Source organism: Polaromonas sp. P1_F8, assembly GCF_056405635.1.
Window position 1 is genome coordinate 487,968 of the sequence record NZ_JBFUBS010000004.1, and the last position, 14,829, is coordinate 502,796.

Annotated in this window: 10 protein-coding genes and 1 pseudogene; 9 read left to right on the plus strand and 2 right to left on the minus strand. The window is 62.4% G+C overall.

Annotation, left to right across the window (positions count from 1 at the left end):
- Window positions 1-60 precede the first annotated feature (60 nt).
- The 4 genes from AC1D1J_RS17195 to mrdA all read left to right on the plus strand — a co-directional run bounded on the left by AC1D1J_RS17195 (window position 61) and on the right by mrdA (window position 4,960).
- Window positions 61-1,104 carry a rod shape-determining protein gene (locus AC1D1J_RS17195; RefSeq protein WP_457281706.1) on the plus strand — a complete coding sequence of 348 codons (1,044 nt, stop codon included), beginning with the start codon at window positions 61-63 and terminating at the stop codon, window positions 1,102-1,104.
- A gap of 65 nt (window positions 1,105-1,169) precedes the next feature.
- A complete protein-coding gene (mreC, locus tag AC1D1J_RS17200) occupies window positions 1,170-2,090 on the plus strand; it encodes a rod shape-determining protein MreC (RefSeq protein WP_457281705.1) in 921 nt (306 codons plus the stop codon).
- Window positions 2,091-2,109: 19 nt separating this feature from the next.
- Window positions 2,110-2,628: a rod shape-determining protein MreD gene (mreD, locus tag AC1D1J_RS17205; RefSeq protein WP_477687756.1), complete on the plus strand. Its 519-nt coding sequence runs from the start codon at window positions 2,110-2,112 to the stop codon at window positions 2,626-2,628.
- A gap of 253 nt (window positions 2,629-2,881) precedes the next feature.
- Window positions 2,882-4,960: a penicillin-binding protein 2 gene (gene mrdA, locus AC1D1J_RS17210; RefSeq protein ID WP_477687757.1), complete on the plus strand. Its 2,079-nt coding sequence runs from the start codon at window positions 2,882-2,884 to the stop codon at window positions 4,958-4,960.
- 167 nt (window positions 4,961-5,127) lie between these two features.
- Here mrdA and AC1D1J_RS17215 read toward each other — a convergent pair whose 3' ends face one another.
- The gene (locus AC1D1J_RS17215) at window positions 5,128-5,886 is read right to left on the minus strand and encodes a sulfite exporter TauE/SafE family protein (RefSeq protein ID WP_477695359.1); all 759 of its coding nucleotides are present in this window, start codon (window positions 5,884-5,886) and stop codon (window positions 5,128-5,130) included.
- A 512-nt stretch (window positions 5,887-6,398) separates the two neighbouring features.
- On the opposite strand from AC1D1J_RS17215, the gene AC1D1J_RS17220 reads away from it, so the two are divergent.
- On the plus strand, window positions 6,399-7,853 hold the full coding sequence (locus tag AC1D1J_RS17220; protein ID WP_477695360.1) for an ammonium transporter: 1,455 nt from the start codon (window positions 6,399-6,401) through the stop codon (window positions 7,851-7,853).
- A 39-nt stretch (window positions 7,854-7,892) separates the two neighbouring features.
- Window positions 7,893-8,354, plus strand: coding sequence for a hypothetical protein (locus AC1D1J_RS17225; protein WP_477687760.1), 462 nt, complete (start codon window positions 7,893-7,895; stop codon window positions 8,352-8,354).
- Between the two features lie 159 nt (window positions 8,355-8,513).
- On the opposite strand, the gene AC1D1J_RS17230 is transcribed toward AC1D1J_RS17225, so the two are convergent.
- The gene (locus AC1D1J_RS17230; RefSeq protein ID WP_477687761.1) at window positions 8,514-8,906 is read right to left on the minus strand and encodes a hypothetical protein; all 393 of its coding nucleotides are present in this window, start codon (window positions 8,904-8,906) and stop codon (window positions 8,514-8,516) included.
- Window positions 8,907-9,138: 232 nt separating this feature from the next.
- On the opposite strand from AC1D1J_RS17230, the gene AC1D1J_RS17235 reads away from it, so the two are divergent.
- The 3 genes and pseudogenes from AC1D1J_RS17235 to AC1D1J_RS17245 all read left to right on the plus strand — a co-directional run.
- Entirely contained in the window at window positions 9,139-9,924 is a 786-nt protein-coding gene (locus tag AC1D1J_RS17235; RefSeq protein ID WP_477687762.1) for a phosphate/phosphite/phosphonate ABC transporter substrate-binding protein, read from the plus strand.
- Window positions 9,925-10,551: 627 nt separating this feature from the next.
- Entirely contained in the window at window positions 10,552-12,840 is a 2,289-nt protein-coding gene (locus AC1D1J_RS17240; RefSeq protein ID WP_477687763.1) for an RHS repeat domain-containing protein, read from the plus strand.
- Window positions 12,841-13,375: 535 nt separating this feature from the next.
- Window positions 13,376-14,829: pseudogene (locus AC1D1J_RS17245) on the plus strand (type IV secretion protein Rhs); the annotation flags it as partial.

Here is a 14,829-nt window from a genome sequence, read left to right on the forward strand (position 1 = left end):
TGATCAATAAAAAGGCGATGGAGCAACGAAGTTTGCTCATGCTCAACCGGACTCCTGCATATGTTTGAATCATTCCGTCGGTACTTCTCCACCGACCTGGCCATTGACCTTGGCACCGCCAACACCCTGATTTTTGTACGCGACCGCGGTATTGTGCTGGATGAGCCCTCTGTGGTCGCCATCCGCCACGAAGGCGGCCCCCAGGGCAAAAAAACCATCCAGGCCGTCGGCCACGAAGCCAAGGCCATGCTGGGCAAGGTCCCCGGCAACATCGAGGCCATCCGGCCGATGAAAGACGGCGTGATCGCCGACTTCACCGTGACCGAGCAGATGCTCAAGCAGTTCATCAAGATGGTGCACCCGCGCAGCCTGTTCAAGCCCAGCCCGCGCATCATCATCTGTGTGCCTTGCGGCTCCACCCAGGTCGAGCGCCGCGCCATCCGCGAAAGCGCGCTCGGCGCCGGTGCCAGCGATGTGTACCTGATTGAAGAACCGATGGCTGCCGCGATTGGCGCAGGCCTGCCCGTGTCGGAAGCCAGCGGCTCCATGGTGGTCGATATCGGCGGCGGCACGACCGAAGTCGGCGTGATCTCGCTGGGCGGCATGGTCTACAAGGGCAGTGTGCGTGTCGGCGGTGACCGTTTTGACGAAGCCATCATCAACTACATCCGCCGCAACTACGGCATGCTGATCGGCGAGCCCACCGCCGAGGCCATCAAGAAGAGCATCGGCTCGGCCTTCCCCGGCTCCGAAGTCAAGGAAATGGAAGTCAAGGGCCGCAACCTGTCCGAAGGCGTGCCTCGCAGCTTCACGATTTCGAGCAACGAAATCCTCGAAGCCCTGACCGACCCGCTCAACAATATCGTCAGCGCCGTGAAGAACGCGCTGGAGCAAACGCCGCCCGAGCTGGGCGCCGACATCGCCGAGCGCGGCATGATGCTGACCGGCGGCGGCGCCTTGCTGCGCGACCTGGACCGCCTGCTGGCCGAAGAAACCGGCCTGCCGGTGCTGGTGGCCGAAGACCCGCTCACCTGCGTGGTGCGCGGCTGTGGCATTGCGCTGGAGCGCATGGACCGCCTGGGTTCCATCTTCACCTCGGAATAAGCGTCTTCATGCCGTACTTCATGCTGCACGCCGGGCATGAAGCGGGGCCAGCCTGACAGCGAACCATGCCTTTAGGAACCCTCGACAGATCCCCGCCGCCCTTTTTCAAACAGGGGCCTTCGGCGCTGTCCAAGCTGGTGTTTTTCAGCGCGCTGTCGCTGTTCCTGATGGTGGCCGATACACGTTTTCGCATTACCCAGCCGGTGCGCGCCGCGCTGGCTACTGCGCTTTATCCGGTGCAATGGCTGGCGCTGCAACCGGTGCGCGCTGTCAAAAGCAGCGGTGAATATTTCACCACCCTGAACCAAGCCAAGACCAGCAGCGAAGAAGCCGGTCGCAAGCTCGCGCTTCAGTCGCTGCGCGCCGGCCAGGTCGAGCAGCTCACGCAGGAGAACAACCGCCTGCGCAAGCTCATGGGCCTGCGTGAACAGCTCGGCACGCCGGTGATGGCTGCCGAGGTGCTGTACGACGCTGCGGACCCTTACACCCGCAAGGTGATCATCGACAAAGGCATGGCGCAGGGCGTTGACCTGGGCTCGCCGGTGCTGGACGAGTCTGGCGTGCTGGGCCAGGTCACCCGCGTGCATCCGCTGGTCAGCGAAGTGACCTTGCTGGTCGACCGCGACCTGGCGATTCCGGTGCTCAATGTGCGCACCGGCGCGCGCAGCGTGGCCTATGGCGACCCGACCGTTTCGGGCAGCGGCCTGGAGCTGCGCTTCATGGGCAGCAACTCGGATGTGCAGCAGGGCGACCTGCTGACCACCAGCGGCGTCGACGGCGTCTACCCGGCCGGCCTGCCGGTGGCCAAAATCAGCCGCATCGAGCGGCGCGCGGAATCGGCGTTCGCAAAAATTTTCTGCACACCGCAGGCGCTCGTGACGGGTGCGCGGCACGTCATCGTGGTCAAGCCCGGCACCGGCCAGATCCCGCCGCGACCCGACGACACACCCGAACCCGCGCCCAAGAAGAAGGGGGCTTCGAAATGATCATGCAGGGAGTGACAACATGATCATGCGATCAGGCCAGCAGCTGCTGCTGCCGGCTAACCCCGTCTTCATCTGGTGCAGCCTGATCGCGGCGCTGCTGCTGGACATGCTGCCCCTGGGCCGCGTGCCGTGGATGCCCGATTTCCTGGCCCTGGTGCTGGTGTTCTGGAACGTGCACCAGCCGCTGCGTGTCGGCATCGGCGTGGCTTTCATGTTCGGTCTGGGCATGGACGTGCACCAGTCTTCGCTGCTCGGTCAGCATGCGCTGTCGTATACGGCGTTGAGCTTTTTTGCCACGATGATCCACCGTCGCCTGCTCTGGTTCACGGTGCCGTCGCAGGCTGTGCAGGTGCTGCCGTTGTTTGCGGTGGCGCATGGCGTGGAGCTGGTGATTCGCATGATCGGCGGCGGCATTTTCCCGGGCTGGATCATGCTGCTGGCGCCGCTGGTGGAGGCCGTTCTGTGGCCGGTGGTGAGCGTACTGCTGCTGGTGCCGCAGCGCCGTGCGCCCGACCCTGACCAGAACAGACCACTCTAGATATGGCCCCCACGGTCACTCACTTCGTGTGTTCCCGAGGCCTTGCAGGCCGCGGCTCGCGAGACGCTTCGCCTCTATCGCCCGTCCAAGCCTGCGCAGGCAGGCTTGGAGCCGCGGGCTCCAGCCCCTCGGGGGCCGCCCCGCCTGCGGCCCGGCAAAGCCGGTTCCGCGGCTCGGACTGGCCTTTGGACGGCTCGCTTCGCATCGCCTCTTTGTTGTGGGCACTTTCTGGCGGTTGCAGGGTCAGAGTGTCATGACTGAACTTCGCAACGTTGAAGCGGATTTGTCGCGCTTTCGCGCGCGGGTGCTGGTGGCCAGTTTTGCGGTGCTGTGTGCTTTTTCTCTGCTGGCGGCGCGGCTGGTGTACTTGCAGGTGTACCGCCATGCCGACCTGAACGAGCAGGCCGAAAGCAACCGGACGGCCATCGTGCCGATCGTGCCCAACCGGGGTTTGATCCTGGACCGCAATGGTGTTGTGCTGGCCACCAACTATTCGGCCTACACGCTGGAAATCACGCCTTCCAAGGTCGACAACCTGGAAGAAACCATTGCCGCGCTGGAAAAGGTGGTCGACATCCAGGTGCGCGACAAGCGGCGTTTCAAGCGTTTGCGCGAAGAATCCAAAAGTTTTGAATCGCTGCCCATACGCACGCGCCTGACCGACGAAGAAGTCGCCCGGTTTGCGGCGCAGCGTTTCCGTTTTCCGGGTGTTGACATCAAGGCCAGGCTGTTTCGCAGCTACCCCTATGGCGAGCTGGGCAGCCACGTGGTGGGCTACATCGGCCGTATCAACCAGGCGGAAAAAGAAATCATTGAAGGCAGCGAAGACGAAGGCAACTACCGCGGTACCGACTACATCGGCAAGCTCGGCGTCGAGCAGAGCTTTGAGCAGCAGCTGCACGGCACCACCGGTGTCGAGCAGGTGGAGACCTCGGCGGGTGGCCGCGCCATGCGCAAACTCGCCAGCAACCCGGCCACGCCCGGCAACACCGTTATGCTCTCACTGGACATCCGCCTGCAAAAGCTGGTGGAAGACATGTTCGGCGACCGGCGCGGCGCGCTGGTGGCGATGGACCCGAAGACCGGCGACGTGCTGGCGTTTGTCAGCAAGCCGACGTTCGATCCCAACCTGTTTGTCGACGGCATCGACACGGAGAGCTGGCAGTACCTGCGGGACTCGCTGGACAAGCCGCTGCTCAACCGCGCGCTGCGCGGCACCTATCCGCCGGGCTCCACCTACAAGCCCTTCATGGCCATGGCGGCGCTGGAAACCGGAAAGCGTTCGGCCAGCTTCATCGTCAACGACAACGCCTCCTGGAGCTTCGGCGGGCACGTCTTCCGCAGCCACGGCGACATTGCGCTGGGCGCGGTCGACATGTACCGGTCTATCGTGAAGTCCAGCAATGTGTACTACTACTCGCTGGCCAACGAGCTCGGCGTGGACGCCATGCACGACTTCATGAAGCCGCTCGGCTTTGGGCAGATCACCGGCATCGATATCAGCGGCGAAGTCACGGGCGTGCTGCCCAGCCAGGCCTGGAAACGCAAAGCCTACAAAAAGCCGGAGCACCAGAAGTGGTACCCCGGTGAAACCATTTCGCTGGGTATCGGGCAGGGCTACAACACCTTCACCATGCTGCAGCTGGCGCAGGCCACGGCCGTACTGGCCAACAACGGCGTCAAACACAGGCCGCGGCTGGTGATCGGCACGCAGGACCCGGTGACACGCGTCATGCACCCGCTGCCCGCCGACGCGCCGGAAAACCTGGGCTACAAGGCTGAAAACATCGCGATCGTGCGCAAGGCCCTGGTCGGCGTCACCCAGGAAGGAACCTCGGCACGCGTGTTTGCCGGCGCGGGCTACCTGAGCGGCGGTAAGACCGGCACAGCCCAGGCGGTCACCATCGGCCAGAAAGACAAGTACAACAGCAGCAAGATGGAAGAGTACCAGCGCGACCACGCTGTTTACATGGCGTTTGCGCCGGCCGAAGACCCCAAGATCGCGCTGGCGGTGATCGTGGAAAACGCCGGCTGGGGTGCCGGGGTGGCGGCGCCGATTGCACGGCGTGTTTTTGACTATGTGCTGCTGGGCCAGTACCCGAGCGAGGAAGACATGGTGGCGGTGCAGAAGGGGCTGGCGGCAGCGCCCATCGGCAAGCCGCGCCAGGCCGCCGACGTGGCCAGCCAGCTGTCGGCCGGCGCAGCAGGCGCTTCTCCCGGCCCCACGAACGCCGCCGCCGCCGCTGCCGCCAAAGCCAGGACGGCGGCGATTGCGGAGGCGCTCAGCAAGCTCCCGCCACCCATGGCGGCGGCGGGCATCAACCCCGATTGAGCTGACTATTGCTATCTATTTGATAGCGACTTGTGCCCGTCCTTATTGGGCTGAACGCCAATTTTGTATTAAACGGTGATGGCAGGATTTCAAGCGAAATTCGCCGAAAACCCATACAGGACGTGCGCAGGCAGCTATTAAATCAATAGCAAACTGCCTGCGCACGGTCAGCGCGCAAATGCGTCAAAAGCGGTTTTCAGGATCAGCGCACTGACCACGGCGATAAACACCCCGCGCACAAAACCGGCCCCATGTTTGAGGGCCAGGCGGGTGCCCAGCAGGCTGCCCGCCACGTTGGCCACCGCCATCGTGAGGGCGAAATGCCACCAGACATGGCCCTTCCAGGCAAAGAGCGCCAGCGCCGCAAGGTTGGTGGCGGTGTTGAGCAGCTTGGCCGAAGCCGACGCGTTCAAAAAGTCATAACCCAGCCAGCGCACAAATAAAAATACAAAGAAGCTGCCGGTGCCCGGGCCGAAGAAGCCGTCGTAAAACCCCAGCACCAGCCCGATGCAGCAGGCCGCCGCGGTTTCGGCATGCCCGGTAAAGCGGGGCGTGTGGTGGCGGCCCAGCTCCTTCCTGGCCAGCGTATAGAGCAACACCGCCAGCAGCACAAAGGGCAGGGTCTTGCGCAAAAAGCCCGGCGAGAGGACGGTGACCAGCCAGGCGCCCGCCAGCGAGCCGGTGAACCCGGCGGCGGCCGCCGGCAGCAGTGCCGCCCAGCGAAGCTCCACGCGGCGGGCATATTGGGCCGTGGCAACCGCGGTGCCCCAGACAGAAGCTCCCTTGTTGACCCCAAACAGGGTCGCCGGATGCGTGGTGGGGAAAACCGCAAACAGGGCCGGCACCAGAATCAGCCCGCCGCCTCCGACGATAGAGTCCACAAAACCGGCGAGCAGGGAGGCCAACGAGACGATGAGTAATTCCATGGCCCGGATTGTCTCATCGCACAGAACCGGTTCATGCTATCAAATAGATAGCTGCTTGCGCTCGTCAGCCAAGGCCGACGAGGTTTTTTGGGGATGACTTCATCAGGGCGAAGACATAAAAAAAGCGCTGGGGTTGCCAGCGCTTTTTGCAAATCTGCATCTCTTGTGGAATGCCGCTTTGCTTGTGTACTTCTTAATGACTCTCTCGTGTCTCCTCGGCTCCTCGCGTTGCGAGCAGCAAGGCTCGTCAGCAAGTAATCCAATATAGCGGGCGCACTGTCCCAGTGCATTGGGGGTTTCCCGGCCCCGGGCTTTGGGCGGCCGCTGGTTCTGTGGATGTTTTTGGGGCACCACGCCAATCGTTTGCGCACTTTTGCAGTACATATTTTCCGTTGCAGTCCCATCACACGAGCTACTGCGGTATTGGCACGACTTATGCCTGTTGTTACCAATTGTTGGTTGATTGAACAGGCGGGCACCGTATGCATATGAACAGATTTCTGGCCTTGGGTATGTCTTTATGCTTGGGCCTGGCATGCCAGCAAGCCCTGGCACAGACCACGGCTCCCCCGGCGGTGGCGCCGCCAGCAGTCACTGCCAGCGCTCCGGAAGTCGCACCGTCCCCCGCACCGGCCGCTGTTCCTGCGCCTCCTGCCGCACCGGTGGCTGCGGCCTCTGCGCCGCTTCCTGCAGCGGCCGCCCCGGCGCCGCTGACCCAACCGGGACTGGTCGGCGTGGAGACCCTCAATGGTGCCGACACTGCCTGGATGATGACCTCCACCGCACTGGTATTGCTCATGACCCTGCCGGGCATCGCCCTTTTCTACGGCGGCATGGTGCGCAAGAAAAGCGTGCTCAACGTCATGGCCTGCGTCATCGCCATCTGTGCTGTCGTCAGCCTGCTCTGGTTTGCGGTGGGGTACTCCATCGCCTTCACGCCCGGCAAAGGTGCGCTTGGGCACTATCTGGGGGGTCCCGAGCGGCTCTGGTTCACCGGGCTGGACTACGTGAAGGACGCGCAGAAGGTGGCCGTGAGCCATATCGCGCCCAACATTCCCGAGTCGGTCTACGCCATGTTCCAGCTGACCTTCGCCATCATCACGGCCGCGCTGGTGGTCGGATCGTTTGTGGAACGCATGCGGTTTTCCGCGATGCTGGTGTTCATGTCGCTGTGGACCGTCGTCGTTTACGCACCCATTGCCCACTGGGTCTGGGAGCCCAATGGCTGGCTGGCGCGCATGGGCGCGCTGGACTTTGCCGGCGGCTCGGTCGTGCACATCAATGCCGGCATTGCCGGGCTGGTCTGTGCCTACGCGCTCGGGCCGCGCCACGGCTACGGCCGTGAACCATTCACGCCTTTCAACCTGGGCCTGACCATGGCCGGTGCCGGCATGCTGTGGGTCGGCTGGTTTGGCTTTAACGCCGGCTCCGCCGTGGCCTCCGACGGCCGGGCCGGCCTCGCGATGGCCGTCACGCACATCGCGGCGGCCGCGGGCGCTCTCTCGTGGATGGCGGCCGAATGGATTGTTCGCGGGCGTCCTTCCCTGCTGGGACTGTGCTCGGGCCTGGTCGCCGGGCTGGTCGCCATCACGCCGGCGGCGGGTTTTGTCTCGCCGCGCGCGGCCCTGGTGTTTGGCCTGGTGGCGGGCGTGGCCTGCTATTGGGGTGCCACGGGCCTCAAGCGCCTGCTCAACGCCGACGATTCGCTGGACGTGTTCGGCGTGCACGGCGTGGGCGGCATTGTGGGTTCGCTGTTGACCGGCATTTTTGCCAGCAAGGCCATCTCCGGTGTCGAGGGCAGCCTGATGACCCAGGCGATCGGCGCCGGCGCCGTCATGCTCTACAGCCTGTTCATGACGGCACTGGCCTTGTGGGTCACCTCGCTGATCGTCAGCCTGCGTGTCAGCGAAGCCGCCGAGAGCGACGGCCTGGACATCACCCAGCACGCCGAGCGGTTGGGCACGTAACTGACAAACAACGGACTCCACTTTCAAGGATTGCGCACCATGCCCTCCAGTGAAAAAATTGCCGTTGCGGCCCACCTGCATGTGCTGTTGCGCCGTAAAACAGGCCGCGTGACCGACACCGAGTGGATGGCCGGTAACCAGGAATACGCCGCCGAAATAGCGCGTTTTGCGCGGGAAAAAGCCGCCGAGGATGGCCACGTGGACCTGGCGGTGTGGGCCGATCGGCTGGAAGAAATCATGGCGACCCCCGAGCCCAAGGCACGCGTGCCGCTGGTGCAGTTGGTGTCCGAGGTGGTGAAGGAGCGCAGCCAGCCGGTGCTTGTCCCGGCGCCAGTGCCCGACCGCCAGAGCGCACGGTCCATTGATACCGAGGAAGAGGTTTATCCTGAATCAGGCTTTATCGAGTCGACATTCGGTGCCATCTTCGGCGAGGGCGAGTCGCCGCGGGAGCGCCGCCAGCGCGACCCGAACGCGCCGCGCTATGTGAAGGGCCTGCGATAACTTGTAGCCCCCTGTCTCGGCTCACTGCGTGTAGCCGGAACCCCCCTCAGGGTGGCGACACCTGCAGCCCGGCAAAGCCGGTTCTGCGGTGTTCTTGCCCCGAACGCGCCGCGCTTCGTGAAGAGCTTGCGATAGGCCGGCGCAGGGCCGGCGGCCGGTTTATTTCGCCGGTTGTGGTTGCGCTTCCCGCGCACGGTTCAGGCTGTGCGCCAGCATGTTGCGGGTGCGAATGCGGATGTTGGCGCTGGCCTCTTCAGCAAACGCAGCCACATAAGGGTGGCCTGCGTTGTCCGCCAGGATGCTGCGCCGCACCTGCTCCAGGCCGGCATCGCAGGCCGCCAGTGCGGCATCGGCGAGTACAAACACGGACTGCTCCGGGTTGTCTTTCAGCGGCTGCAAGGCGCTCTGGGCACAACGCTGGTAGTCGTTGATGGCCGCGGCCACCGGCGCGCGGGCAATCGACAGCGGGTCCTGGCTGGCGCGTGGCGCCGAGCCGCAGGCAGACAGCACGCCCAGCAGGAGGGCGATCGAAAGGGTGGTCAGGTGTTTCATGATGTCAATGCGACACCGGCAGTTTCCGGCGTGGTCCGCATTGTGTCATCGGTGTGCGAACGCAGGCTGCTCCCCCGGGGCATAAAGACTGCCGGAAAACGGACCGGGGGTAAATTGCGCTAGCCAGCGCCGGACGCACGCAGTAGCATGCGGGAGCTTTATATATAAGGAGGGACTTATGCGGTGGAATTGCATGTCAGGGGCCTTGGTGTTGGGGTTCGGCGCGTTTTGTATGGGCACTGCCAATGCCCAGGCGCAGGCGCAGGCCCAGCAACTGATACTGGGCATCAGCGAAGGCACTTCGGGCGGGCTGGACCACGCCCAGGTGATTGCCAAATACCAGGGGCTGGCCGAGGTGATCGGCAAGGCCATGAAGGCCAAGGTCAGCGTGGTGTTTGCGCGCGAGTTCAAGCAGCTGGAAGAAGGCATGCAGACCGGCCGCTTCGACCTGGTGATGGCGCGCCCGAGCGACTACCCGGCGCGCGGCATGCGCGACTACGGCTACAGCTATATCGCCAGCACCAAGCCCGACGGGCAGTGCTTCATCATTGCGCCCAAGGGCTCGGCCCTCAAGACCATCGGCGACGTCAAGGGCAAGCGGATTGCCTTGCCCGAGCAAATCGCCTATATGTCCCGCTTCTGTGCCGCAGAGCTCAGGGACAAAGGCATCCTGGTGGACAAGGAAAACGTGCAGTTCGTGCGCGAACAGGCGGCTGTCGGCTTCTACCTCGACAACAAATTCGCCGATGTGGGTGGTGTCGCCTCTTACTCAGGCATTGCCAAGAAATGGGAAAAAGAGGGCGGCCGTATTTTGCACAAGAGCGTGGCGCAGCCCTACTTCCCGCTGGTGGCCCATAAACGCGTCAAGCCCGAACAGCTCAAGGCGATCCAGGAGGAATTGCTGGCGCTGCCCGCCAGCGATGCCGGCAAGGACGTGCTCAAGCGTATCGGCATCGAGCAGTTCGACACCACGTCGGAAGCCCGCATGCGCGAGCTGCTGAAGTGGCTCAATATTTGAACCAGGCCTTTACGGCTTGCGCCTTGAGCGCCTGACGGCGCATGGCGTGCGAAACGGGATGGTTGCGCCGGCCTGACGGCAGACTTTCTGAAGACTGCGGTAGCAACACCGCAACTGACTGGCCTTGCCGTACCCGGCACTTCCTGATCGCCCTCTTGGGTATGCTGGATGCCGTGAACCAGGCGGCCAACTTCGACTCGTCACTGGAAGCACAACGTACTCAAGACCTGGTTCTGCTTAGAGACGGAAAAAGGACCGGCTCATTTTCAAAAAAACTCTGACGATCTGGATTTTCCGTAGCCCCCATGCTCAGTGTCGGGTGCGCCAAAACGACAACGCCTCCTCTATTTGAAGGGGGCGCTAATTATTTCAAACGCGCACATGCCGGTTAACCCCTTCGGTGCACATGTCTAGTCATTCGTACATCGGCATCGGTTCCAAATGAGAATGTTTGGGTTACTCGTGCCGCTCGAAGTTGTCAAACCTTGCTTGGATTAAACGAGCAGCGCGATTGATTGAGCAATGCGCCTTACGAAACGCGATTGACAGGGTTCACACCACCCGCTGACACTGGCTCTCAAATTGCATAAGAGGGAGTGAGGAGTGGTCAATCAATATTTTCGGCCAATGAGTCGATGCGCAGCCGAGGCCAAACTGCTGCTGCGCCGTCTATTGTTTGTCACGCTGGTTTTTGCCTCTGGCTCGAGCTGGGCAATTTGCACAGAGTATCAGTGGGATAGCTATCCCATAGGTGCAGGTGGGTGGTTCAATACCAAAGCTGCAGCGTGTACGGCTTACATTGGTGTCTATAACACTTATTACGCTGGCACGTGGTCATTTGCACCTGTGAGCGGTGGAGTCGATGGTTGCTCCGTCAAAAAAACCCTGGTTGGTCATCCGGAGCTTAACTATGATCCGGAGGACCAAGGCCCGGCATCTACGCAAGTAAATCCGGCTTGCGAGTGTCCCGACGGCACAACCTGGGATATTGGTTCCAACGCATGCATACCGTTCCTATCCCCGCTGGCGGTCCCGATTCCCCCGGAACCAGAGCCAAAGATCTGTAAAAGACCAACGGAAGAATCACCACCCTCGCAGGACGGAGAGCAAACGTCTAAGCCGATCATTCCGGCGACCGGCGAGAAGATCCTGGCACAAACCGACTACACAGGGCAAGGCGCAGATGCCCTGAGCCTGGTGCGGCACTTCCGAAGCAGCTGGGCCGGCACCACCGACAGAGGCCTGGCGGTCGATCCCGGATTGACCCGCGCCTGGTCGCACAACCATGCCGTGTCCATCAAGCAAGACGGCACGGCCGGCACCGCAGGGAACATCGCCCGTGTCATCTTTGGCGACGGCAGCGTACGCGCATTCAGTTGGAATGTCACCACCAGCAGCTGGGATGCCGGCAACAGCGCCGACAGCCTGACAGCCAACGCCACAGGCCTTCTGTATAAACGCCTGGACGACGACAGCCTGTGGCAGTTCGATACAGCCGGCAAGCTGCTCACCGTGACCCAGCGCAACGGCTGGATCAACAGCTACACCTACAGCACCACCAGTACTCCCGCCAGCATCGCCCCCGTGCCCGGTTTGCTTCTCACCGTCAGCAACCAGTTCGGCCGCACTCTCAGCTTTGTGTACAACGCCAGCAGCCAGCTGGCGAGTGTGACTGCCAGCGACGGCCAGGTTACCCGCTACACCTACGACGGCACCACCGCCACCTCGCATCTGACCAGCGTCAGCTACCCGGGTTTGACCGGCGGCACCGTCACCCGCAGCTACCACTATGAGAACGCCGCCTACTTCCAGCTGGTTACCGGCATCACCGACGAGCGGGGAATCCGGCTGTCCAACATCACCTACGACAGCCTGGGCCGGGCCATCGGCAGCGGCTATACAGGCGGAGCTGATCTGTACACGGTGAGTTACGCCACTGGAGCGGCCACAGTCACCGACCCACTGGGCACCCAGCGCACCTACAACTACAGCACCAACAAAGGCAAGCTTGCCGTCACCGGTGCCGACAAGCCCAGCGGTACAGGCAACAGCTCAGCGGCCAGCCGGGTACAGGATGCCAACGGCTTCATCGCCCAGGAGACCGACTTCCTGGGTGTGAACACCATGTACACCTGGGACATCAACCGGCGCCTGCCCTTGAGCACCACCAGAGCAGCAGGCTTGCCCGAAGTGCAGACCACCACTACCCAGTGGCATACCAGTTTCAGGCTGCCGGTGCTGGTGACGGAAGCAGGCCGAACCACTGCCTACACGTATGACACACAGGGCAACCGACTGAGCCGGACCGTCACGGATACCGCCACCAATGTGGCCCGCACCGCCAGTTGGACCTACAACCCTCAGGGTCTGGTCGCCACCCAGAGTACCAACAACATCGTCCGCCAAACTTACGTTTACTACAGCAACACCAGCTTCTCAGGCACGGCGCCTAACGAGGTCGGCCACACGGCAGGCGATCTGCAGAGCATCACCAATGCAGCAGGTCACGTAACCCAGATCACGCTGTACGACAAGGCCGGGCGGATCAAGCAAATGGTCGATCCAAATGGAATCGTGACCGACACCGGCTACACAGCACGAGGCTGGGTTAGCAGCATGACGGTGACGCCGCCGGGCGGCACGGCCCGGACCACAACGTACACCTATGACAACGCAGGCCAGCTGACAGGCGTCACTTTGCCCGACAGCAGCACCATGAACTACAGCTACGACGCCGCACAGCGCCTGACCGGCGTGACCGATGCCAAAGGCAACACAGTCACGTACACCCTGGACGGTATGGGCAACAAGGTTGGCGAGCAGGTCAAAGACCCGCAGGGAAACCTGCAAAGAAACATTACCCGGGTGTACGACAACCTGAACCGGGTCCAGCAAGTCACGGGAGCAGTCAATTGATGAAGCACTTCAGCGAGTCTGTAGCCGACAAGGAACGGAAATGATCGCATTCCAAGCATATATTTCGGCCATTTGTCGGCTGAAGGCCCGCGTTATTTTTTTGTTCTTTCTCGGAATACTTTGTATCTCCAAGGCTTACGCCTTTCCGATGCCGCCCGCCCCCACGGAATATCAGTATCTATCCTCTGGCGCCGATATCGGACCGTGGCGTACGCCAGCGTTAGCAGCATGTGCTGCATGGACGGATGTTTTCAACTCGCATCACTCCGCCCAGGTCACTGTGTCGCCCATCGGAATTTCATCGAACGACCACTGCCTCTATTCATACGTCTACACGTCTGGAAGCAGTGGCAGTGATGGGGATCTCGCACCAGCCACGCGTGCGGGCCAGGCGATATGCCCTGTCGATTCGTCGGCCGGGGGTGATGGTTGTGTTTGTGCGCTTCCTCAAGTCGAGAACGCGACGCACACCGGATGCGAGGCGCCGCCGCAATGCCCCCTAGGTACGACCTGGATAGCCTCAGCCAACGCGTGCGTGCCATTGATCAACAGCGGCACCTCGACCTGGCAGTACGGCTACGACGCCATGGGCAGGCCCACCACCGTGCTCGACCCCAACGGTCTTGCCAGCTACACCTACTATGACAGTCTGGGCCGCCCCATCCAGACCCAGCAGCCTGCCAACACCGGAAGTTCCACCCCCACCACCACCGGCTTCGCCTACAACGCCAATGACAACCTGACCCAGGTCACCGACCCCCGCAACCTGGCGACGACCTACAGCCCCAACGGCCTGGGCGATGTCACAGCGCAGACCAGCCCGGATACCGAAGCAAGCCAGTACACCTACGACCTCAACGGCTACGTCCTCACCAAGACCGATGCCCGAGGCAAGCTCACCCAGTACGCCTACGACAACCTCAACCGCCTGACCAGCATCAGCTATCCCACCGGCACGGCCAGCGTGCTCGAGTACGACGGCGGCAGCACGCTGGTTCCAGGGGCTATCGGTCAGCTCACCAGGATCACCGACGCCTCCGGCCAGACCGTCTACAGCTACGACAGCCTGGGCCGCAAGACATCCAAGACCCAGACCATCGGCGGCAAGACCTTCATCGTCGGCTACAGCTGGGGCAACGCGGGAAGCGCCATGGACAAGCTGACCGCCATCACCTACCCCAGCGGAACAAAAGTCAACTACAGCTACGACGCCCAGGGCGCGGTCAATGCCGTCACGGTGAATCCACCGAACGCCAACGGCGTGGGTACCAATACCGGATCCACCCTGCCGCTGATAGCAGGCATCACCACCAATGCCGAGAGCAAGCTCACCGGCTGGACCTGGGCCAGCACCAAGACCCAGGCGATTGCCTATGACGCCAACGGCCAGATTAGTGCTTACAACCTGGGTGACCCGACAACAACTGGGATTCGCCGAACCATTCTTCGTGACACAGCGGGACGCATCACCGGCTACACCCACACCAGCAATGGAACGCCCGTCCCCGCGCTGGACCAGAGCTTTGGTTATGACAACCTGAACCGTCTCATCAGTGCCACCCTGGGCAGCAGTGCGATCCAGTACAGCTACGACGCCACCGGCAACCGCACGGCCAAAGTAGTGAGCGGCACCAGCTACCCGAACACCATCGCCACCACCAGCAACCGGTTGAACCAGACCCAGGACTCCACTGGCGTCGCCACCGTGGTGCACGATGCGGCCGGCAACATCACAGGCGACGGGGTCAATACCTATGGCTACAGCGACCGCGGCAGGCTGGCCACGGTGACCAACGCCGGCGGCACGGTGAGTTACAGCTATAGCGCGCTGGAGTTGAGGATGAGCAAGGCGGGGCCGACGGCGCTGGTGCCTACCGGTGCGGCTTACTACGTCTATGACGAAGAAGGAAAACTGCTCGGTGAGTACGATGCCAATGGCGTGCCCCAATACGAAACCATCTATATGGGAAGCCCGGTCGGGGTGATCAA